This is a genomic window from Pseudomonas sp. LBUM1661, assembly GCF_059695925.1.
In genome coordinates this window covers 2,884,980-2,905,268 of sequence record NZ_CP166794.1, presented here as the reverse complement: position 1 = coordinate 2,905,268, position 20,289 = coordinate 2,884,980, and the positions used below count along the sequence as shown (strand labels likewise).

The 20,289-nt window shown below is 59.8% G+C and carries 15 protein-coding genes; 12 read left to right on the top strand and 3 right to left on the bottom strand.

Annotated features, from left to right (window positions below; genetic code table 11):
* Positions 1-6: 6 nt before the first annotated feature.
* The 3 genes from tolQ to ACA057_RS13265 all read right to left on the bottom strand — a co-directional run bounded on the left by tolQ (position 7) and on the right by ACA057_RS13265 (position 5,288).
* Positions 7-708 carry a protein TolQ gene (gene tolQ, locus ACA057_RS13275; protein ID WP_497349000.1) on the bottom strand — a complete coding sequence of 234 codons (702 nt, stop codon included), beginning with the start codon at positions 706-708 and terminating at the stop codon, positions 7-9.
* 96 nt (positions 709-804) lie between these two features.
* Positions 805-2,718 carry a phytase gene (locus tag ACA057_RS13270; protein ID WP_497348998.1) on the bottom strand — a complete coding sequence of 638 codons (1,914 nt, stop codon included), beginning with the start codon at positions 2,716-2,718 and terminating at the stop codon, positions 805-807.
* Between the two features lie 41 nt (positions 2,719-2,759).
* Positions 2,760-5,288: a TonB-dependent receptor gene (locus ACA057_RS13265; protein ID WP_497348996.1), complete on the bottom strand. Its 2,529-nt coding sequence runs from the start codon at positions 5,286-5,288 to the stop codon at positions 2,760-2,762.
* 367 nt (positions 5,289-5,655) lie between these two features.
* Between ACA057_RS13265 and ACA057_RS13260 the strand changes: the two genes are divergently transcribed.
* The 12 genes from ACA057_RS13260 to ACA057_RS13205 all read left to right on the top strand — a co-directional run bounded on the left by ACA057_RS13260 (position 5,656) and on the right by ACA057_RS13205 (position 20,284).
* Positions 5,656-6,570: a GGDEF domain-containing protein gene (locus ACA057_RS13260; RefSeq protein ID WP_497348994.1), complete on the top strand. Its 915-nt coding sequence runs from the start codon at positions 5,656-5,658 to the stop codon at positions 6,568-6,570.
* A 9-nt stretch (positions 6,571-6,579) separates the two neighbouring features.
* Positions 6,580-7,617 carry an AraC family transcriptional regulator ligand-binding domain-containing protein gene (locus tag ACA057_RS13255; protein WP_497348992.1) on the top strand — a complete coding sequence of 346 codons (1,038 nt, stop codon included), beginning with the start codon at positions 6,580-6,582 and terminating at the stop codon, positions 7,615-7,617.
* A gap of 896 nt (positions 7,618-8,513) precedes the next feature.
* Entirely contained in the window at positions 8,514-9,050 is a 537-nt protein-coding gene (gene rfaH, locus ACA057_RS13250; protein ID WP_497348990.1) for a transcription/translation regulatory transformer protein RfaH, read from the top strand.
* Positions 9,051-9,123: 73 nt separating this feature from the next.
* Positions 9,124-10,248 carry an outer membrane beta-barrel protein gene (locus ACA057_RS13245; RefSeq protein ID WP_497348988.1) on the top strand — a complete coding sequence of 375 codons (1,125 nt, stop codon included), beginning with the start codon at positions 9,124-9,126 and terminating at the stop codon, positions 10,246-10,248.
* Between the two features lie 15 nt (positions 10,249-10,263).
* Positions 10,264-10,797, top strand: a complete 534-nt coding sequence (locus ACA057_RS13240) for a polysaccharide biosynthesis/export family protein (protein WP_497348986.1) — start codon at positions 10,264-10,266, stop codon at positions 10,795-10,797.
* A gap of 2 nt (positions 10,798-10,799) precedes the next feature.
* Positions 10,800-13,130, top strand: coding sequence for a GumC family protein (locus ACA057_RS13235; RefSeq protein WP_497348984.1), 2,331 nt, complete (start codon positions 10,800-10,802; stop codon positions 13,128-13,130).
* Positions 13,131-13,285: 155 nt separating this feature from the next.
* Positions 13,286-14,677: an undecaprenyl-phosphate glucose phosphotransferase gene (locus tag ACA057_RS13230; RefSeq protein ID WP_497348982.1), complete on the top strand. Its 1,392-nt coding sequence runs from the start codon at positions 13,286-13,288 to the stop codon at positions 14,675-14,677.
* Between the two features lie 48 nt (positions 14,678-14,725).
* The gene (locus ACA057_RS13225; RefSeq protein ID WP_497348980.1) at positions 14,726-16,066 is read left to right on the top strand and encodes a UDP-glucose dehydrogenase family protein; all 1,341 of its coding nucleotides are present in this window, start codon (positions 14,726-14,728) and stop codon (positions 16,064-16,066) included.
* Between the two features lie 13 nt (positions 16,067-16,079).
* Positions 16,080-16,784, top strand: coding sequence for a WecB/TagA/CpsF family glycosyltransferase (locus ACA057_RS13220; RefSeq protein WP_497348978.1), 705 nt, complete (start codon positions 16,080-16,082; stop codon positions 16,782-16,784).
* Between the two features lies 1 nt (position 16,785).
* Complete coding sequence (locus tag ACA057_RS13215; RefSeq protein WP_497348976.1) at positions 16,786-17,865, top strand: glycosyltransferase; 1,080 nt, start codon at positions 16,786-16,788, stop codon at positions 17,863-17,865.
* The gene (locus ACA057_RS13210) at positions 17,862-18,974 is read left to right on the top strand and encodes a glycosyltransferase (protein ID WP_497348974.1); all 1,113 of its coding nucleotides are present in this window, start codon (positions 17,862-17,864) and stop codon (positions 18,972-18,974) included. Before ACA057_RS13215 ends, ACA057_RS13210 begins: the two co-directional genes overlap by 4 nt.
* Complete coding sequence (locus ACA057_RS13205; protein ID WP_497348972.1) at positions 18,971-20,284, top strand: O-antigen ligase family protein; 1,314 nt, start codon at positions 18,971-18,973, stop codon at positions 20,282-20,284. Before ACA057_RS13210 ends, ACA057_RS13205 begins: the two co-directional genes overlap by 4 nt.
* Positions 20,285-20,289 lie beyond the last annotated feature (5 nt).

The window sequence follows — 20,289 nt, the reverse complement described above, 5'->3', positions numbered from 1 at the left end:
CTCCTCTCAGGCTGCGGCGGCCAGGTTCAACGGCTTGCCGTGCAACGTGCGATGCAGGCGCACTTGCAGCTCATTGCCGAAGGCGTAGTAACGGGTGAGCAAGGTCTGGCTGCGCGAGGAAAAACGGTTGTAGGCAATCACCGCGGGTATCGCCGCAAACAGGCCGATGGCCGTGGCGATCAGCGCTTCGGCGATGCCCGGCGCCACGGTCGACAGCGTGGCCTGCTGCACCTGAGACAGGCCGAGAAACGAATTCATGATCCCCCAAACGGTGCCGAACAGGCCGATGTAAGGGCTGACCGAACCGACGGTCGCGAGGAACTGCAAGCCTTTCTCCAACTGCACTTCCTGCTCGCTGATGGCGACGTACAACGCGCGCTCCACCCCTTCGAGCACCACGTCGGCGGCATTGCCGGTGTGCTGATGCAGATGATTGAACTCGTGAAGCCCGGCGTGAAAGATCGGTTCGACGCCGCTCTCGCTGTCAGTTGTTTCCCGGTACAGCGGCAGCAGGTCCGAGGCGCTGCGAAAACGTTGCACAAACCCGTTCATCTGCCGTTCGCGCTGTTGCAATACGCGACTGCGCTGGATGATCAGGTACCAACTGAGCAACGAGGCCAGCAACAGGGTGAGCATGACCGCTTTGACCAACAGGCTGGCGTCGCTGATCAGCCCCCAGATCGTCATGTGTTCGAGCGTGGCCTGCATGGTGAAACTCCTTGTCTGATGCCCTCTGACCGCCGATGCGCGACGGCCGTTGAGCTATTCGATGGAAAACGGATGACGCGTTGATGACAGTTCGGGTCAAGGCAACTTCAGGGCCTGGGTGACGTCGGCCCACGGCACAAATTTGAAGTTCTGCGTCTGCTCGGGCATGCGTTTGCGGCCGTCCTGCACCACCAGCAGGCCTTGGCTCCAGGGCCCGCCGAGGTTCACCGAGGTGACTTCCAGGCCGTCGGTTTCTGACGCGCCGTCGATACCAAGTTCGGCGTTCAGGCCAACGCGAAAGGCGCCGCGCGCAGCGAACGGTGGCTCGGCATCCAGCACCAGGTAGCTGTCGTTGCCTTGGCTGGAAATCACCAGGTAGTCGTGAGCCGCGCTTTGATAGAGCGCCAGCCCTTCCACGTCAGCCTGCAGGTGCGGTCCGACCTTGATCACGCTGCTCAACGTCGCCGGTTGATCGGCGCGGGCATCCACCGCCCAGACGCCGACGTCTTCTTCACCGAGAAACAGCCGTTGGCGCTGGTCGTCGGCCACGCACCCTTCGGGTTGGCTATCGACCTTGAACTGGCGCACCAACTCACCGTGCACCGCGCCGTTCGGCGCGCTCAGGCGGTATTGCAGGAAGGTGCCGTCCTTGTCGTTGGCAATGGCGTAGAGCTCGCCACTCGCCGGCTGAAACAGGCAGATGCCGTAGATGTCCTTGAGCGGCGTGGGAATCTCGCCGGCTTCGCGCAGCTCGCCGCTGCTACGGTCGATGCTGAACAGGCTGAGGCTGTTGCGATCGCGATTGCTCGCGACGGCGAGGTCGACCGTCTGCTGGCCGAGTTTGAAATTCGCTCGCACGTCGACGTTGTTCAGGCGCCCGACCGGCAGGTCCTGCAGCAACTTGCCCTGCAGGTCGTACGCCAGCAGCCCCTGTTTTTTATTGGTGCCCAGTACGCGGCTCAGCGACGGTTGCTGCGGGTGAATCCAGATCGCCGGATCGTCCGCCGCATCGCCCTGACGCCCGACCGGATCACTCTGGCTCAGCGCCTTTACGTTTGGCAGCACGGGCGCCAACGGCACCGGCGTGGGCTGCCAGTCGAGTTCGCCTTGATACAGTCGGCCGTCGTCATCGTCACGCAGGAGTATTTGCAGGCCTTTATCGGTTGGACGCAGGGCGAGGTTTTCCGGCTCCTTCAAGCCTGACAGCGCCAGGGTTGCCTGAGCGGACCAGCGTTCGTCTTGCTGCTGATAGAGGTGCAATTGCGCGGCTTTCGGGTCGAGCGCGACGACGCCACCCGGCACCAACGCCAGGGCGCCGGCGGTTTTTTTGATCTCGCCGAACGGTTCACGCAGGGCCACCGGGCTGCGCGTGACATCGGCTTCCGGGTGCGCCGGGTAAGCCCACCAACCGACGTTTTCCTCGTTGACCACCAACTGATTGGCACCATCGTCGACCTGACAATCCGTGGCCGAAGGCGGCAGCGGCAGACCGCGCACACGTTGCGGCTGCGGGTTGAGCGTCGCGCCATTGCCCACCAGCCATTGCTCGCCCTTGCCCTCCTCGCCCACCAGGAACAGGAACAGGTTGCGGGCTTCGTCGCGGTACAGGCACAGACCGTTGACCGGGTAATCCCGCGTCGGCAGGTACACCGGCTGACCCCACGTGCGCTTGCCTGGATCGAGGCTGACCAGCAGCGCTTGCTGACGACTGTTGTCGAGGCTCGCGACCACCACCTGTTGGCCGGCGGCGCGGCTGTCCACACCATTGAACGAGCCCTTCAAGCGCGCCAGTTCCTTGCCTTGCGCATCCAGCAAGAGCAAGCCATCACGCTCGCTGGCGGCCAGGCGGTCGCCGTCGGCGCTGGCGGGCAGAAACGCCACGGCATCGACCGACAGGTTCGCGGCCCAGGGCTTGAGAGACAGGGTCGGCACGGCCGCCAACACCTGGCCGGCGGTCAGGCAAATCAGTGCAGCCAACACGTGGCGCGTGGGTAGAAACGAAATACTCATGAACAGGCAAAGTCCTTGTCGTGGGGCAGCGGCATCGGGGCTTAGAAGTGGGTGAAGGTCAGGCCGACTTTGTAGGTCGGGCCGTATTCTTCGTACTGGCCGTTGTAGGAACGGTGGCCGGTGTAGACGAAATACGGCTCGTCGGTGAGGTTCTGCGCCTCGAAGCTGACCTGCAGGTTTTTGCTCAGCGAGTAACGCGCGCTGAAGTCGACAAAGGTCTGGGCGTCGACGTGCAGGTCGTGGGCCTTGTCGTCGATCGAGGCCAACTCAAAGAGGTAGTCCGACTTGTAGTTGGCCGACAGGCGCAGGCTCAGCTTGTCGTCTTCCCAACCGAGCATCAGGTTGCCGACCGTGTCGGACTGATTGGGCAAATCGATGCTGCGCTTGCGGTTGGTGCCACTGGCAGCGTCGAAGCCTTTGATCTCGGCATCCGAGCGGCTGAAGGTCGTGTTGGCGCCAATCAGCAGGCCATTCCAGGGCGCGGGCAGCCAGTCGAATTTCTGCGAGTACGCCAGTTCCAGGCCATACAGCTTGGCGCTGTCGCCGTTGGCGAACGTGTGGGCTTCGGTGAAATCGACCCAGGCGCCGGTGCCGGCGAGGTCCGTGTTGTAGACGAAATTCTTGATGTCTTTATAGAACACGAACGCCGAGACAGTGCCGGCATGGCCCATGTAGTGCTCGATGCCGAGGTCGAGGTTGCTCGATTCCAGCGGCTTGAGGTCCGGGTTGCCGAACGTCGCTTCGTCATCGTCGATGACAAACCCCGGCGCCAGTTGGCCGAAGGTCGGACGCACCACGGACTTGGTCCAGGCCGCGCGAACCTGTGTGTTCTTGTCCAGCTGATAGCGCGCATGCAGCCCCGGCAACCAGTGGTGATAACGGCGTTTGGTCTCGGTGGACTGGAACTCGCCATCGGTGACGCCGGTGCCCTTGGCTTCGAACTCGGTGCCCTCGTAGCGCAGGCCGGCGATGAAGCGCCAGTCGTCAATATCCAGGGTGTTCATCAGGTAGCCGGCGTTGATGTCCTCGCTGATCTTGAAGTCGTTGACCCGCGATTCGGTTTCGTCAAAGAAGTCCGCTTGATTGAGGCCGCCGATCAACTGCTTGACCGCACTGCCACTGATACCCGGCCCGAACTGGCCGAGACGGTAGTCGACGTTGCCCTTCTTGAACTGCGTCAGATTGAGTTGCTCATCACTGAACCCCAGGTCGTCGAAGTCTTCATAGACCCAGGCGTCGAGGTTGTTGTCCTTGTTGCGCCGGCTGACCTTGCCGCCAAACTTGACCTGTGACGCGTAGCCTTTGAAGTCGTAATCGCGAGCGAGGTCCAGGCGCAGGTTTTTCTCGGTGTCGGTGGTTTTCTGTTGTTCCCAGTCGACTTTGTCGAGGCTGAAATTGCTCGGGTCGTAAAAGCCCTGGCCAACGATCGGGCGTGGCTTGTCGTTGTCGTAGAAACCGCTGTCGGCGAAGTCATCAATACCGGCGAATTCGGCATTGGCGATGTGGCCCGGACTGTCTTCGCTGGAGCGGCTGTAACCGGCCTGGCCGCTGAGGGTCCAGAGGCCGAACATACGCTCGCCGCCGAGAACGTAGGACTGGATTTCCTGGGTCTCTTCGCGTTGCTTGAGTTTGCGCGAACCTTCGGCATCGCCCAGTTCGCCCGCAGCCTGCGGATCGGCGAATTCAAAGCTAGTGGAATTGCGCGTTTCGCTGTCCTTGTAGCGGCTGTAGAGCGTGCGCAGGTAATAGCTGCTGAGGTCATCGGGCTTGTAATCGAAGTTCAGGCCACCGCCGGCGCGTTCGCGGCTGATGTCGTAGTCCCGTTGCTCGAACTCCTCGAGTTTGGCGCCCTGCTGGAAATCCCAGGCACCGCCGGTTTCGACGTTGTCCGAACCGAAGTCGCGCTTCTGCCAGCTCAGCGCGGCGGCGACACCGAAGTTGTCGATGCCGTCGCCGAGGCTGAAACGGTCACTGACCGCGCCGGAAAACTTCGGGCTGGTCTGGTGGGTGTTCTGGTCATAGCTGGCCTCGCTGCTGCCGGTGTAGAACAGCCCCGTGTGATCGAAGGCCGAGAGGCTTTGCACATCCACGGTGCCGCCCAGCGAGTTGGCGTCCATGTCCGGGGTCAGGGTCTTGATTACCGACAAGGATTGCACCAGTTCCGCCGGCAACACATCGAGGGCCACGGCGCGGCGTTCGCTTTCCGGCGACGGCACCAGCGTGCCATTGATGGTCACGCTGTTGAGGTCCGGCCCCAGGCCGCGCACGCTGACAAACCGCCCTTCGCCCTGGTCACGCTCGACGCCGACGCCCGGTAACCGCTGCACCGCTTCGGCGACGTTTTCGTCCGGCAGTTGAGCCACGCCGTCGGCATGCACCACGCTCTTGATGCTGTCGGAGTTGCGCTGTTCCTTCAGCGCCAGATCGATGCTCGCCGCCTGCCCGACCACTTCGACGTGTTCAGTGTTCGGTGCGGTCTCGGCGGCGCTCAGGCGTTCGCTGGCCATCGCCATGGCCAAGGCGGTGAGCGTAAAGCTGACGATCCCGGCGGTACTGCTGCGCTGGTACATGGTGGTCCTCCCCAGAGTCCGATAACGCCAGGCAAGTGGCCCGGCAACTGGGAGGGCACGCTAGGGTCGGGGGATGACAGTCCTGTGACACCGGTGGGCAGGGAGCGCTTTAAACCGGGGTTTTGCCGGGATTACAACGCAAACTGAGCTGATTTGACCCATCACCAGCCATTACGCCTTCCCTGTAGCAGCTGCCGAAGGCTGCGTTCGGCAGTTGCTACCAGGGTGCGGAGCGGTTTTCGGGATGTTGGTGGATAAAAAGCTGCGCAGAGCCGTGAGCTGATTCGACCTCACAGCCCAGTCACCCCGCTGTCACAAACATCTGCTGTGCTGACTCGCAATACCTCTTCGCCAAAGGATCACGGCCATGTTCTCAGTGCTAAAACCCCATCGTTGGAAACTCGCTTTGCTGCTGTTGGCGGCGAACATGGGGTTGCTGTTGCACCTGGCCTGCGGTGAGCTGAAAAGCATCAGCGAATGGGTCTGGCTGGACATCGTCGGTGAAGGCGGTTCTGCGCTACTCGCGCTGGTCTGGCTGGGGCTGGTGCTCAAGAGTCGTCCGGCCGGACGCGTTACCAATTACCTGGCGCTGGGCTTGAGCTGCATCTTTTTCTCCTGGTGGATCGACAGCCTCGACGAGTTCATCCGCCTGCCCGACAGCATCACCTGGGACCACTGGCTGGAGTCCGGGCCGATGCCGGTGGGCATGATTCTGCTGACCCTCGGCATCTATCACTGGCACCGCGAACAACTGGCGATCAGCGCGCAAATGGAGAAACGCGAAAAGCTTTTTCGCGAACATCGGCTGTTCGACAAACTCACGCCATTAGGCGGCGCCGATTACCTCAAGCGCCAGTTGATCACCAGCCTCGAAGACAGCCAAGGCCAGGCGCAACCCTTGTCATTGCTGGTGCTGGATGTCGATAACTTCGCGGCGATCAATCAGGCCTTCGGGCATGCCGAAGGCGATGCCGTGTTGCAGGCGCTCAGTCATTTGCTGCTGCTCAACCTGCGCCGTCAGGACCTGCTCTGCCGACTGGCCGGCGACCGATTCGTGGTGTTGCTGCCCAACACCGGCGAGAGCCAGGCACGCTTGCTGGCGCTGGAACTGCAACAGGCCGTTCAGGGCCTGGCCCACAAAACCCGACAACACGGCGAGCGCATTCACCTGTCCGCCGCCACTGCGGTGGTCATGGCCGTGGATGAGGCGCCGGATGCCCTGCTCAAACGCCTCAACCTGGCACTGGCCCGGGCCAAACAGCCCTTGGCAAAAACGGCCTGAGGCCCGCTCATGACCCTGAAAAACACCTGGTTCGAAACCGACAGCCGTTTCATTCCCGGGCATTACCAACCCGCGACCCTGATTGATCTGGCGCTGTCCCGAGACATTGACAGCCATCGCCTGCTGCGCGGGACCGGACTGTTTCATGAGGACATCCTGGCCGGCCAGACGCGTCTGAGTCCGCAGCAGTTTCTCGGGTTGATCGGCAACAGCCGGCGTTTGCTGGATGCCGACGACAGCAGTTTTTTGTTCGGCCAACGCCTGCTGCCGGGGCATTACGGCCCCGCCAGCCACGCCCTGCGCCACGCGCAAAACCTGCACCAGGCCCTCGACACCCTGGTGCAACAACAGGCGCTGCTCAGCCCGCTGGCCACGCCGCGCCTGGTGCTGGATGAAAAACACGCCTACTTCTACTGGCTGGACAGCTGCGGCGCGGGCGAGCAATGGCGTTTTTTGCTGGAGGCCAGCATGACTTCGATTGTGGCCATGAGCCGCTCACAGAGCGGCCAGCGCCTGCCGTGGGAATGCAGCTTCAGCCATGCCGAACCGCGTTATGTCGAGCAGTACTGGGTGCATCTGGGCGAGCACACACAGTTCAAACGCCCGCTCGACCTGATGCGCATCCCCCGGGAATTTCTCGCTCAATCCTGGCCCGACGCCTCGGCCACCGCGGGCCAGGTCGCCCGTCAGGAAGCTCACCGACAAATCGAACAACTGGGTTTTGCCTCAAGCTTCATCGATTGCGTTTATCGCTACCTGCAAACCCATGTGCGCCAAGCCCCCAACCTCGAACAGGCCGCCCAGGCCTTCGCCATGAGCCCGGCCACGCTCAAGCGCAAACTGCAAAAACACGACACAGGCTTTCAACAACAGGTGGATCTGGTGCGCAAACACGTGGCGCTTTACCTGTATCAGATCAAGGGATTCAGTAACGAAGAAGTGGCGGACTACCTGCGATTCAACGATGCGGCCAACTTCCGGCGCTCCTTCAAGCGCTGGACCGGCAGCACGCCCAACCTGATCCGCGAGCTGTTCAATACCGGTTGAAGTCGGATTTTTGTGTGGGCGATAACTCAGGAACCGATGGAAGATCTCGACTCAAGGAATCCGCCAAACATCGCTCTTCTGATCGCAGTCACTGCCGGGAATAGACTGCGACATCCATTGATTGAAAAGAGAAAACTGTATAGCAAGCTTAGCTTTTTAACCAAATGTACTCGATATCCAGACAGTGTTCCTTGAGCTTGTCGATATCGACTACTTCAAGGCCTCTCCGGCAGAGGCGTTGGACCGTTTAATGCCCGATGAACCGTTGCAACGTCCATCATAAGAGCGGGGATAGTGCCCTGCTCCATTGCCCACCTCCAGGCCGTAAGTTATAGCGTTGTAATGTCAGGATGCCAGACTCCTTAACAAGCCCCACTAATGGGGATTGGTCTCAGGATTATCTCACCGGAGCACGACTATAAATATTTTAAAAAGTTTTAACCGTTCGCCGGAAAAATAATAGCGAGAAAAAACAATTAGTTAGAGTACGAGGTATTCACTATTGGATAAAAGGCATGCTTTTTGACAGGGAACGTTTGACAGGCCGCCAAGAGTGGTCGATAACTAAACCGGTCTATCTGAACAGGCAACGAGTGCACATTGCTCGTTGAGCGCTGTTCTTCAGACAACTTGTGAACAACTTGTTTTTTTAACGGCCTTTGGTACGGACCGTGCGGTAGCTTTGCCTAAAGCAAAGTGATCGATGGTTATACCCGACACGCTGTCAGATATAACGGAATTCATTGTTCCATGTTTCACCCACTTAACACCTGATTCAACTATGAAACACATTGACGCAACCGCTTTAAAACAATAATGCGCTTGGCTTTATCACTTTCTGGATCCAATTAATCCTCTGCCTGCTTAAACTTTCGAAACTTACGGAGTTTACCAGCATGCCAGCAATCAGCACCGACCGATGCAGTTGGTACCTTCTGCAATGCAAGCCTCACCAGGATGAACGTGCTCACGTCAACCTGGTGCAACAGAACTATGTCGTGTTTCACCCTCAATTCGTGAATGAGCGCGTGATTCGCGGCAAAGCACACAGGGTGCGAGAATCTCTGTTTCCAGGGTATCTGTTCATCCATCTTGGCGGTAACGACAACTGGGCGCCCATTCGGTCCACGCGTGGCGTCAGTCGTATTGTCGAATTCAATCATGGTCCTGCGACGGTGTCCGAGAACATCATCGAGCATCTGCGTGCGCGCTGTATCGAGTCATCGGAATCGCCCATCGATGAGCCCCTCAAGCCCGGTGAACACTTGCGCATCATTGGAGGGCCCTTGTCGACACTGGAGGGTATTTTCGTCTCTGCGCAAGGGACTGAGCGCGTCATGATCCTGCTACAGTTTCTGAATCGCGAACACGCTGTCTGTGTGCCATTGAGCAATCTCGAACGTCAGCAATCTTCATTGCAAACCAATATCTAATCATCTGACTGATGCTTTTGCCCCGGGAGCTATAGATATGGCCTTGATGTCACGCTGCCCTATTGCACTGATCATGGCCTCTTTATACCCGGGGGTGGCCTGGAGCATTGACCCCCAGCCTATCGATGTTTATGGGTTCGATTTCGTGCCGACTTTCATGCTGACGGAAAGCCATGACGATAACTTCCGGGAACTGGAGCACAACGTTCAGTCCTCGATGATCACCAAACTGGCGCCCTCCTTCGCACTCAAGGCCGAAGATCGCAACAGCGCCACCCGACTGATCTGGCAGCCCACCCGCTACATCTATCACAGCGAGTCGGATGCCTCGTACACATCGCAACGCGTGCTGGCGGACAGCATCATGGAGTTCACCGACCGACATCGTCTGGAGCTCGACGCTGAATACCGCAAGTACGAGCGTACGGAATCGACAGCGGTCGAAGGCGTCAATGACAAGATCAACAATAAACGGGTGGGCGGCCTCTACACCTATGGCGCCAAAAGCGCTGACAACCAACTGGCTTTCGGTGCCAATTACGCGCAACTGCGCTACGACAACGCCGACGGCATCAACGACGACAAAGAACGTAATACCACCGGCATGACCTCCACCTGGTATCACCGTGTCGGCAGCAACACGCGCAGCCTGCTGGAGTACGACCACACGATTTTTGACTACAAGCAATCCGACAGTTTGCGCAGTAGTAAATCTGATGCGGTGCTCGCCGGTGCCGTGTGGGATGTCACCGCACGTACGACCGGTAAAGTGCGCATCGGTTATGAACGAAAGAACTTCGATAACAGCGAATCCAAAGACCTCAACAACCCCACCTGGCAGGTGGATCTGCAGTGGAAACCACGAACTTACTCCACGTTTACCTTCCTGGCCCGCCAAGCCCTGGCCGAGGGCGACGATGGCGCCGATGCCGTGAAGTCGACCTTCACTCAGGTCGGTTGGCGCCATGGCTGGACCGAACGCATCACCACGGTGGCAAAGGCCGGGCTCGGTCGTTATGTCTACGAAGGCCAGAGCCGCACGGACAACTTCCAGGATTACAACCTGGCGGTGATCTACGCGATGCGTCGGTGGCTGGATATCGAGCTCGGCTATCGCTACCGCGACAACGACTCCGATGCCGACAATGAAAGTTTCACCCGCAACGTTTTCCAGATCAGCTTCAACGTAAGCCTTTAGCAAGAGGGTTTCGATATGAACGCACACACTCTTGGCTTGTTGTTCACACTGGCGTTTATACCCGATACGTATGCAGCAGACCCCGGCACCCAATACAAACTGGCCGCTGGCGATGTCTTGCGCATCATCGTGTTTGGTGAGCCGGAGCTGAGCATGAAAAAGATCCGCCTCAGCGATGCCGGCACCTTTTCCTACCCGTTTCTGGGAGAGATTTCCGCCAAGGGACTCACCCCCAACCAGGTCGAAAAGATCATCGTCGACGGACTTAAACAAGGCTACCTGATCGACCCCAAAGTCAGCCTGAGCCAGATCGAATACCGTTCGTTCTACATCAATGGCGAAGTGCAAAAACCCGGCAGCTATCCCTTCGTGCCCGGCCTGACACTGGAGAAAGCCATCGCCTTGGGCGGTGGCCTGACCGAGCGAGCCTCGATCAAACGCGTGACCATCGTTCGCGGCGATGGCGGCCCGACCCTGACCGATACCGTCACACGAACCACCACGATTGCCCCCGGCGACACCATTTCCATTGCACAAGGGTTTTTCTGATCATGGACAACAGCCCTAGCACCTACGTCGAACGTCCTCTGCAAACGCATGTGCATCAGCCGTACAGCGAAGACAAGGACACCATTGACCTGCTTAAACTCTGGAGGGTGATCTGGCGCGCGAAATGGAACATCGGGTGGATGGTCCTGCTGTGCTGCGTACTGGCGGCCGTTGCCGTTTCGGCCATAACGCCGCAATACATCGGCAGCACCACGTTGCTGTTCAACGATAAGACACCGCCGCTGATGTCTTTCCAGCAAGTCAAGGATTCGGGCAGCAACGCCACCGAATACTTGCAGACACAACAAGCACTCCTGCAATCGCGGGACCTTGCCGAACGCGCAGTGACCAAACTGGGTCTGACGACTAACCCGATCACCGACCCGCGCCAGCAACCGGCGCCCTGGTTCACGCCGCGCAAGTGGCTGGCAGACCTTGACGATTACCTTGGCCTTGACCTTGATCAATGGCTCCCGGGTCTGCCGCTGTTGTCGCCGGTGAAAGAGGCGCCGACTGAAGAAGACGTCTTCAATCAGGTCACGCAGAACCTGATGCTGCACACCAGCGTCAAGTTTGTCGGCAAGAGCCAATTGCTCGAAATCGAGGTGGAGCTTCCGGACCCGGCGCTGGCGGCAGCGGCGGCCAACGCCTTGGCCCAGGGCTTTACCGACAGCCAACTGGACACCAGCGAAAAGTCCTCGCAGAACACCACCGCGTGGATGAACACACGACTGATCAAACTGCGCGACAACCTGCGCGTGGCCGAGAAAAAACTACAGGGCTACCGGGAAGAGCAAGGCCTGGTCGACGTTGGAGGCGTCGCCACCATCAGCGCCAACGAACTGGAAATGACCGGCAATCGCATGGTCGACGCCCGTCGTAACCGCGCTGAAGCCGAGAGCCAGTACCGGCAGGCGAAGTCCCTGAGCAATGGCGATCTGAGCCGGCTTTCCAGCGTGCCTGCGGTCTTGAGTAACCCATTGGTCCAACAATTTCAGGCGGACCTGGCCAAGGCCCAGGCCAAGGTTGATGAACTGGCGGGGCGCTATGGTCCCAAACATCCCAGCCTGATTTCCGCGCAGTCCGAATTGCGCGCAGCCACCACCAGCCTGCAACTGCAGGTGCAGCAAGTGGTGGCCGGTATTGAAAGGCAATACCAACTCGCCTCGGCCAGTGAAGCCTCGTTGCGCCAATCGTTCAACAACAACAAGGCGCAGATCCAGGACATTGCGCGCAAAGAGTTCCAGTTGCGCGAGTTCCAGCGTGAGGTCGACAGCACTCGCGCGCTGTATGAAACCTTCGTCACCCGCTTGAAAGAAACGGCGGCGACCGCCGACATGGACTCGACCAAAGTGCGCATCGTCGACCCCGCCATTGTCCCGACTGAAGCAAGCAAGCCGCGTAAAACATTGATTGTGGCGATCGTCGGGTTGATCGCTGCGGTCATCGGCGTAGCGTTGGCATTGCTCTTCGACAGCCTGAGCAACACCTTCAAAACCGACGAGACGATCGAAAGCGCGCTGAATATTCCTCTGCTCAGCGTCGTACCGTTAGTGAGGAAGAAAAGCCGGCGGCAATTGGCGCGCTTGTTCGAAGACAACGACAACCCGCATTTTTCCGAGACCATTCGCAATCTGCGCACCTGGCTGATGTTGCAAAGCAGTGATATGCCGTCGCAGGTGGTCCTGGTGACGTCGACCGTTGCCGGAGAGGGCAAAAGCACCATTGCCAACAACCTGGCCAGTTCGCTCTCGTCGCTGGAACGTGTGCTGCTGATCGACGCCGACATGCGCCAGCCAACCCTTTCGCTGAACTTCGATTTTCCGCCTGACAGCCCGGGACTTGCCAATGTCATTGCCGGCACTGCCAGACTCGAAGACTGCATCGTGTCGGTGGGCAATCTGGACATGATACCGGCCGGGAAGGTCACGCCTCCTTCACTGGATCTGTTCGACGCGCCGCGCTTGCCTTCCCCTGCCGACCCGCTTAACCCGGCCCGTCAGCCTCCGCCGCAGGATCTGCTGAGTTCACCGCGCATGGCGCGCATGCTTGACGCGCTCAAGTCGCGTTACCGCCACATCATTATCGATTCACCACCCGCCGAAATGATCAGCGACGCGCTGTTGCTGGCTCAGCATTCGGATGCAGTGATCTACGTGGTCAAGGCCGACAGCACGCCGATCAGCCAAGTGCAAAGGGGCATTGCCATGTTGCAGCAGAGCCATGTATCGGTGTTTGGTACCGTGCTCAACCAGGTCGACCTGCGCAAGGCACGCAAGTACGGCTATCACCACTCCAAGACGCTTTATAACTACGACTTCGCGCCTCGGTAACGCCCCGCGCACCTGACTGTCGCTACACCTCTTTCTGCCATCACACCCTCACAACACGCTGCTTCACCTCTGCCGAGCCAGGGAAAAGCCTGCGGGAGCCACGCCGTGCCTGCCCGTTAGCGCTAATTCATAACGTCTGCCTTGAGGTCAAGCCCATGACACCGATCTATACCGCTCAGATGGCACACCGCCGAGGCCTGACGTTCTGGGGACAATGGCTGTGTGCGCTGACGCTGGTCACTTCGCTGCTGATGTTGCTCGTCTATTGGCGTGTCGGCACTCTGACCAGCGATTACCGCATCTTGATCATTCTGACTGTGCTCGGCTCCGTGCCGATTTACAGCGTGATGCAGGTCTATCACAAGCGCCATGGCCTGTTGGTCGGGCTCGCCAGGTTGCTGGCCGGTTGGTTGATTTTGCTGGCCGTGCTGGCGGCTATTGCCTTTATCACCCAGACCAGTGCGATTTACTCGCGCCAGGTGATGATGATCTGGGCAGTGCTGGGCTACGTGGTCCAAGCCATCAGTTTTCTGCCCCTGCATTACTTCGCCCGCCTGCACTCACGGATGGTCTGCAACGAGCGTCGCTCGGTGATCATCGGCACCTGCCCGACCGCCCATGAGCTGGCGAAAAAACTCTGCAGACCGAACCGTGCGCTGGTGCTGGGTTTTATTGCCGAAGCGGACAACAGTGGACCGGCCCCCAGCATCTTGCCGCTGCTCGGCCACCTCGACTCGATCCGCGAAATCATCACCCGCCTGGAAGTGCGCCGCGTCTACATCGTCCTGCCCATGGCGCATGCCTCAGTCATCGAAGCGTTGTACATCGATCTGCTGGACATGAACGTGGACGTGGTGTGGATCCCGGATTTCGGCAGCATGGTGCTGCTCAACCATTCGATCTCGGAAATCGAGCGCATGCCGGCCATTTACCTCAATGAAAGCCTGCTCAGCTCTCATCCCGCCAGCCTGTTTTGCAAAGACCTGCTGGAACGCAGCCTGGCCGCTATGGCGATCATTCTGCTCAGCCCGTTGCTGCTGGTGGTGGCGGCTGCCGTCAAGCTCAGTTCCTCCGGCCCGGTGCTGTTCAAGCAAAATCGACACGGTTGCAACGGTGAAGTGATCAACGTCTGGAAGTTTCGGTCGATGCGCCTCCACGACGACAGTGAAGTGCGCCAGGCCACGCGAGAAGACGATCGCGTCACACCGCTTGGGCGTTTCCTGCGCCGCAGTTCCATCGACGAGTTGCCACAGCTGTTCAACGTCCTGTTCGGCCAAATGGCCCTGGTCGGCCCGCGCCCGCATGCCGTCACCCACAACATTTACTACACCGGAAAAGTGCACGCCTACATGGCTCGCCATCGCCTCAAACCGGGCATTACCGGTTTGGCCCAGATCACCGGGCATCGCGGCGAAACCGAGACGGTAGAAAAGATGCAGTTGCGCGTCGCTCAGGACCTCCACTACATCAACCATTGGTCGCTGTGGCTCGACATCAAAATCCTGATCAAGACCCCCTTCACGTTGTTCTCGAAAAACATCTACTGACACCCCGCCCCATCGCTGATCACTGTCACGACGACCCGAGGGTTGACCATGAATGTGAGCGTATTCGGTATTGGTTATGTCGGCCTTGTCCAAGGCGCCGCACTGGCCGAGGTCGGCCACACTGTGCTGTGTGTCGATGTCGACGCTGCCAAGGTCGAGGCATTGAAGGAAGGCACGTTGCCCCTCTACGAGCCCGGCCTGAAAAGCCTCGTCCGCGATAATTACCAGAGTGGACGCCTGCGGTTCGACACGGACCTGGCCAGCGCGGTCCGCCACGGCGATGTGCTGTTGATTGCCGTCGGTACGCCGCCTGACGAAGACGGTTCGGCGGACCTCACCTACGTGTTGAGCGTGGCGCAAACCATCGCGCTGAACATGGACCGTCACCACGTCATCGTCGACAAATCCACCGTGCCGGTCGGCACCGGTGACTTGGTGCGGGCGCGCATCGAGCAGGTCCTGGCCGACAACGATCGCCGCGATCTCACGTTCGACGTGGTCTCCAATCCGGAATTTCTCAAGGAAGGCTGCGCAGTGGAAGACTGCATGCGCCCGGACCGGATCATCATCGGCACCGACAACCCGCGCGCCGAAGCGGTCATGCGCGAGCTGTACGAACCGTTCAATCGCAACCGCGAAAAAATCATCGTCATGGACGTTCGCAGCGCCGAGCTGACCAAGTACGCGGCTAACTGCATGCTGGCGACCAAGATCAGCTTCATGAACGAAATGGCCTGCCTCGCCGAAAAGCTGGGCGCCGATATCGAGAAGGTACGTCTTGGCATCGGCTCGGATCCGCGCATCGGTTATCAATTTATCTACCCGGGACTGGGCTACGGCGGTTCGTGCTTTCCCAAAGACGTGAGGGCGCTGATACAGGCCGCCAACCACGTCGATATCGATGCCCGGGTACTCAAGGCCGTCGAGTCACGTAACCACGAACAGAAAGCCAGCCTGTTCAACAAGATTTTCCAGCACTTCGACGGTGCCCTTCGCGGCAAGACCTTTGCCTTGTGGGGTTTGAGTTTCAAACCGAACACCGACGACATGCGCGAAGCCCCCAGCCGGGTCTTGATGGAAGCCTTGTGGCACGCCGGCGCCAGCGTCCAGGCGTTCGACCCGAAAGCCATGGAAGAGGCCCAGCGCCTTTATGGCTCGCGCGATGACCTGACCCTGGCGGGCACCAAGGAAGCGGCGCTGAAAAATGCCGACGCACTGGTCATCGTCACCGAGTGGCAATCCTTTCGCGCGCCGGACTTTGACCTGCTCAGGCGGCAGCTCAGGCAACCGCTGATTTTTGATGGACGCAATCTGTTCGATCCGCAGCGTATGAGCCAACGCGGCTTTACCTACCTCTCCGTGGGCCGGCGGACCCACTCGGTCCTCTGAAAGGTGTCGCGCCATGATCAGGCTGGAAATAGTCAGGCATTACTCACCGAAACTGCTGGATGCCAACCAGGCTTATTCCTTCATTAACTTCGCGTCCATCGGCAGTTTTTTCGAGCAGACGCCCAGCACCGTCGCCTATTTTTGCGACGGCATGCTGATGTCGGCGTTCATGTCTCGCGTGACGGGCCGAACGATCGGCCGGGTCAGCTTTGACTTCACGTCGATTGCTGACCTGGTACTCAGCGGCGCCGAGCAACAGGGCAAGCGCGTGTATTTCGTCGGCGCCCGGCAGGTTGAACTGGAGCAGTTCCTCAGCAAGATCAAGGCACGCTATCCGCGACTGAGCATCGCCGGCTCGCACAACGGCTACTTCGATGCGTCGCAGGCCGAGGGCATTCGGGCCGACATCTGCCGCAGCAAGGCGGACATCCTGATCGTGGGCCTGGGCGCCGGGCGACAAGAGCAGTTCGAGCAGGACACATTGCGCGCCGGGTTCGGCGGTGTCGCCTTCACGTGTGGCGGGTTCATTCGCCAGGAAGCCACGGCCACGCGAAATTACTACCCGGCATTGATCAATCGCCTGCATTTGCGCGCGTTTTATCGAATGTATCGCGAGCCCCATACGATCAAACGCTACCTCATCGACTACCCGAGCAACTTTCTGCACCTGTTAGCCATGCTCGCCCGGCACAAAGTCGCCATCAGCGTGGGGGAATGAAATGCACATCCTGTTTATCCTCAAGGATTTCAAGCCGGGCGGCGGTGTCGAGCGCGTCCAGCAACGGTTGTCCGAGCAATTTCTCAAGGACGGCCGGCGTGTGAGCTTCTTCGTCATGAATGGCGACAGGCCCGACACCGACGGTGTGCAACACCTCAACGGCGGCGGCAGCGGCATCGTCGGCCTGCTCAAGTCCATCGTTCTGTTGCGCCGGATCATTCGCCGTGAGGGCGTCACCCACCTCATCTCGGCCAAGGAGCAGGCCAATCTCTGCACCTGGTTCGCCACCTTGGGCAGCGCCTGCAAAGTCATCTATAGCCGCCACGCGACACTTGATTGCACTGAACAGAACACCGGCCCCTCCAGCCTGCGCCTGCTCTACTCCTTGTACCTCTGCGGCAATGGCAAGGTCGTGACGGTCTCCACGGCCCTGCGCCAGGCCTTGGTCGATTTAATGCCGTGGGGCCAGCGGCGCATCCGTTATTGCCCCAATGCCGTCGTCACCGACCAACTGCTGCAAGCCTCACAGGCGCCGCTGCTCGACGGATTGCCCAACGACTACTGGTTGAGCCTGGGCCGCTTGGTGGAACCCAAGGGTTTTCATCTGTTGCTCGATGCCTATGCCTTGGCGCTGCGCAGCGCAGCGTTGCCCGATCTGGTGATCGTCGGCGACGGCCCTTTGCTCGGCGCGCTGACCGCTCAGGCACAGCGCCTGGGCGTCGCGCATCGGGTGCATTTCACCGGTTTCCTGAGTAATCCCTATCCACTGCTCAGGCAGGCAAAGCTGTTCATTCTGAGTTCGGTGCAGGAAGGCATGCCGACCGTGCTGATCGAGGCACTGGCGCTGGGCACGCCCATATTGGCGTGCGACTGCGAGACCGGGCCCAGGGAATTGCTGGACAACGGTCGACTGGGCCAACTGGTCGCCGTCAACGACGTACCCGCGTTGGCGAGTGGAATGCTGCAAAGCCTGACGTCACAGGGTTACGCGGCGCCCAGCGGAAAAATGCTCACCGAGGCCATCCACCCGTATACCAGCCAGTACGCCGCGCAAGCGTACTACCAGGTATGGAACCAATGAAAAAGCTGCTGATTATCCTGCATGACCTCGGCGCGGGCGGGGCTGAAAAGATGATGGCGCGCCTCGCCGGCGCCCTGGTGGACGCCGGCAATGACGTGACATTGCTGATGCTCACCGGCGGCGGCATCAACGCGGCGCACCTCGACCCGCGCGTAAAGAAGGTTGAACTGCAAAGCCCGCGCAGCTCACGCGCGGTGCCGGCACTCGCACGATTTTTGCGGGCCAATCGCTTCGACGCCCAACTGGCTGCGCTCACTCACGTCAACGTGGTGGCGATCGCCGCCGCCGCGCTGTCCGGGACACTGGCGCGGCTGCACGTCAGCGAGCGCAACGCGTTTTCCCACGACAAGTACGTCAACCCCGACTTCAGGGTGCGGGTGGCGTACCGGGTGGCGCCGCTGCTGTATCGGCTGATTCCCAATCCGGTGATCTGCGTCTCGCGAGGCGTCGCCCAAGACCTGGTCGACACCACCATTGCGCGACATCGGGATGTGACCATTGCCGACAATCCGGTCCTCGACAACGACTTTCGCGACAAGACGCCCGGGCGGCCAAGTCACCGCTGGCTGCTGGAAAAGTCTTGCCCGGTGATTGTCGCCGTGGGTCGCCTGGCGCCGCAAAAAGGCTTCGACACCTTGCTCACCGCGTTCGCCGCGTTACCGGATCGCAGCGCCCGCTTGATCATCTTTGGCGAAGGCCCGCTCAGGGCTCGATTGCTTGACCAGGCACACAAGTTGGGCGTGGCTGAGCGGTTCGATCTGCCGGGCTATACCCGTGATCCCAGGGCAGAGGTCGCCGCGGCCAGTTGCTACGTGTTGTCGTCGCGTTTCGAGGGCAGTCCCAACGCGTTGGTGGAAGCCTTGTCCACCGGCACGCCGGTGGTGTCGACCCGATGCCCCCATGGCCCGCAAGACATCCTCATGGACGGCCTCGTCGCACCGCTGGTGGCCGTCGACGACCCGATCGCGCTGGCGCAGGCAATCGCCCTGCAACTGTCCACACCACGGGATTTACACCGCCAGGCCCGAATCGATGCCGCCGCCCGTTTCATCAATGCCAGCGCGGTGCAGACCTACCTCGCCGCGTTGCTCGGGAGTCCATCGCCATGAACACGCTGGAGATCAGGTATTCCACGTTACGCGACGCCTTCACCTTGTTCGGCGTGCTGTTCTACATCCAGGTGATTACGTTTTTCCTGGGGCTGGGCGGAACGGCGAATTTTGACGACATTGATAAGGACCTCGAAGGCAACGTGGCCAACCAGATATGCGGCCTGATTACCCTGCTGGTGCCGTTGTTTTTCTTCATCCGCAACAAGGTGTTCCTCAGCAAGAGCTTTTACCGGAACAACTTCTTTCTGCTGGTGTTCTTGTTCTGCGTGTTAGCGTCGATCGGCTGGTCGCACGACCCGATGTTAAGCCTCAAACGGTTTGTCGCGATGATCAGTGTGGTGTTTTTCGCCGGCTTCATCGCCTATAACTACAGCCTCGAAAAAATCACCTTCATGCTCGGCTGTGCCATCGGCGCGGCCGCACTCATCGGCTTGATACTCGCCGTGGTCATGCCCAACGTCGCCTTCATTGCCGGTGGCATTCGCGACGGCGCATTCAAGGGGATTTTCAGCGAGAAAAACGCCGGCGCACGGCTCAACGCAATCGCCATCCTGCTGTTGCTGCCGATGATTCGCCAGCGCAATCGCTGGGCCCTCTTCTGCTCGTTTTTTTCGCTGATCGCCGTTTTTCTCGCCCAGTCGGCGACCGGCGTGGCCTTGATCGTTTCCGGCACGGTGAGCTACTGGTATTTCCTGACCCTGATCCGCTTGCGCATGAACCGTTCGCAGTGGCTGTTCTTCGGTTGCACGCTGGTGTTCCTGCTGGTGTGCCTATTGGTCTACAACCACGTTGCGTTGCTGCTGGAGATGGCCGGGCGCGATCCGTCGCTGACGGACCGCACGATGATCTGGGAGTTGCTCGCACCCTTTGTCGACCAACAATGGCTCAAGGGGTACGGCTTCGGCGCCTTCTGGGCCAGTCCCGACGCCGATGTGTTCATCAGGCGTTGGGGTTACATCGGCAACGCCCACAGCGGCTACATGGAAACCCTGCTCAACGGCGGCATCGTCCAGTTGATTGCGCTGGCCTTGCTGATGGGCGAAGCGCTGTTCAAGCAATACCGCGCCGTGACGGCGAACCAGGCGGCACAGTTTCGCGCCAGCGCGCTGGTGATCATCGGCATGTTCGTTGTGACCAATTATGTGGCCTACGTGATCCCCAACTACCGCTCCGCCGAGTTTCTGGTGTTCTGCACCCTGGCCCTGTCCTTCCGGCATCACCACGTGACATTCCCTGAGTTGTCCCCTGCCCCGCAGCGTCAGCGTCCGTCTGGCAGGGCAACACCGCGCGACTCTGCCCAGGCGTAACAAAA

Excerpts from the sequence above, each read along its gene's own strand:
- tolQ (WP_497349000.1), bottom strand. The coding sequence starts at position 708 with ATGCAGGCCACGCTCGAACACATGACGATCTGGGGGCTGATCAGCGAC.
- ACA057_RS13270 (WP_497348998.1), bottom strand. The coding sequence starts at position 2,718 with ATGAGTATTTCGTTTCTACCCACGCGCCACGTGTTGGCTGCACTGATT.
- ACA057_RS13265 (WP_497348996.1), bottom strand. The coding sequence starts at position 5,288 with ATGTACCAGCGCAGCAGTACCGCCGGGATCGTCAGCTTTACGCTCACC.
- ACA057_RS13260 (WP_497348994.1), top strand. The coding sequence starts at position 5,656 with ATGTTCTCAGTGCTAAAACCCCATCGTTGGAAACTCGCTTTGCTGCTG.
- ACA057_RS13255 (WP_497348992.1), top strand. The coding sequence starts at position 6,580 with ATGACCCTGAAAAACACCTGGTTCGAAACCGACAGCCGTTTCATTCCC.
- rfaH (WP_497348990.1), top strand. The coding sequence starts at position 8,514 with ATGCCAGCAATCAGCACCGACCGATGCAGTTGGTACCTTCTGCAATGC.
- ACA057_RS13245 (WP_497348988.1), top strand. The coding sequence starts at position 9,124 with ATGGCCTCTTTATACCCGGGGGTGGCCTGGAGCATTGACCCCCAGCCT.
- ACA057_RS13240 (WP_497348986.1), top strand. The coding sequence starts at position 10,264 with ATGAACGCACACACTCTTGGCTTGTTGTTCACACTGGCGTTTATACCC.
- ACA057_RS13235 (WP_497348984.1), top strand. The coding sequence starts at position 10,800 with ATGGACAACAGCCCTAGCACCTACGTCGAACGTCCTCTGCAAACGCAT.
- ACA057_RS13230 (WP_497348982.1), top strand. The coding sequence starts at position 13,286 with ATGACACCGATCTATACCGCTCAGATGGCACACCGCCGAGGCCTGACG.
- ACA057_RS13225 (WP_497348980.1), top strand. The coding sequence starts at position 14,726 with ATGAATGTGAGCGTATTCGGTATTGGTTATGTCGGCCTTGTCCAAGGC.
- ACA057_RS13220 (WP_497348978.1), top strand. The coding sequence starts at position 16,080 with ATGATCAGGCTGGAAATAGTCAGGCATTACTCACCGAAACTGCTGGAT.
- ACA057_RS13215 (WP_497348976.1), top strand. The coding sequence starts at position 16,786 with ATGCACATCCTGTTTATCCTCAAGGATTTCAAGCCGGGCGGCGGTGTC.
- ACA057_RS13210 (WP_497348974.1), top strand. The coding sequence starts at position 17,862 with ATGAAAAAGCTGCTGATTATCCTGCATGACCTCGGCGCGGGCGGGGCT.
- ACA057_RS13205 (WP_497348972.1), top strand. The coding sequence starts at position 18,971 with ATGAACACGCTGGAGATCAGGTATTCCACGTTACGCGACGCCTTCACC.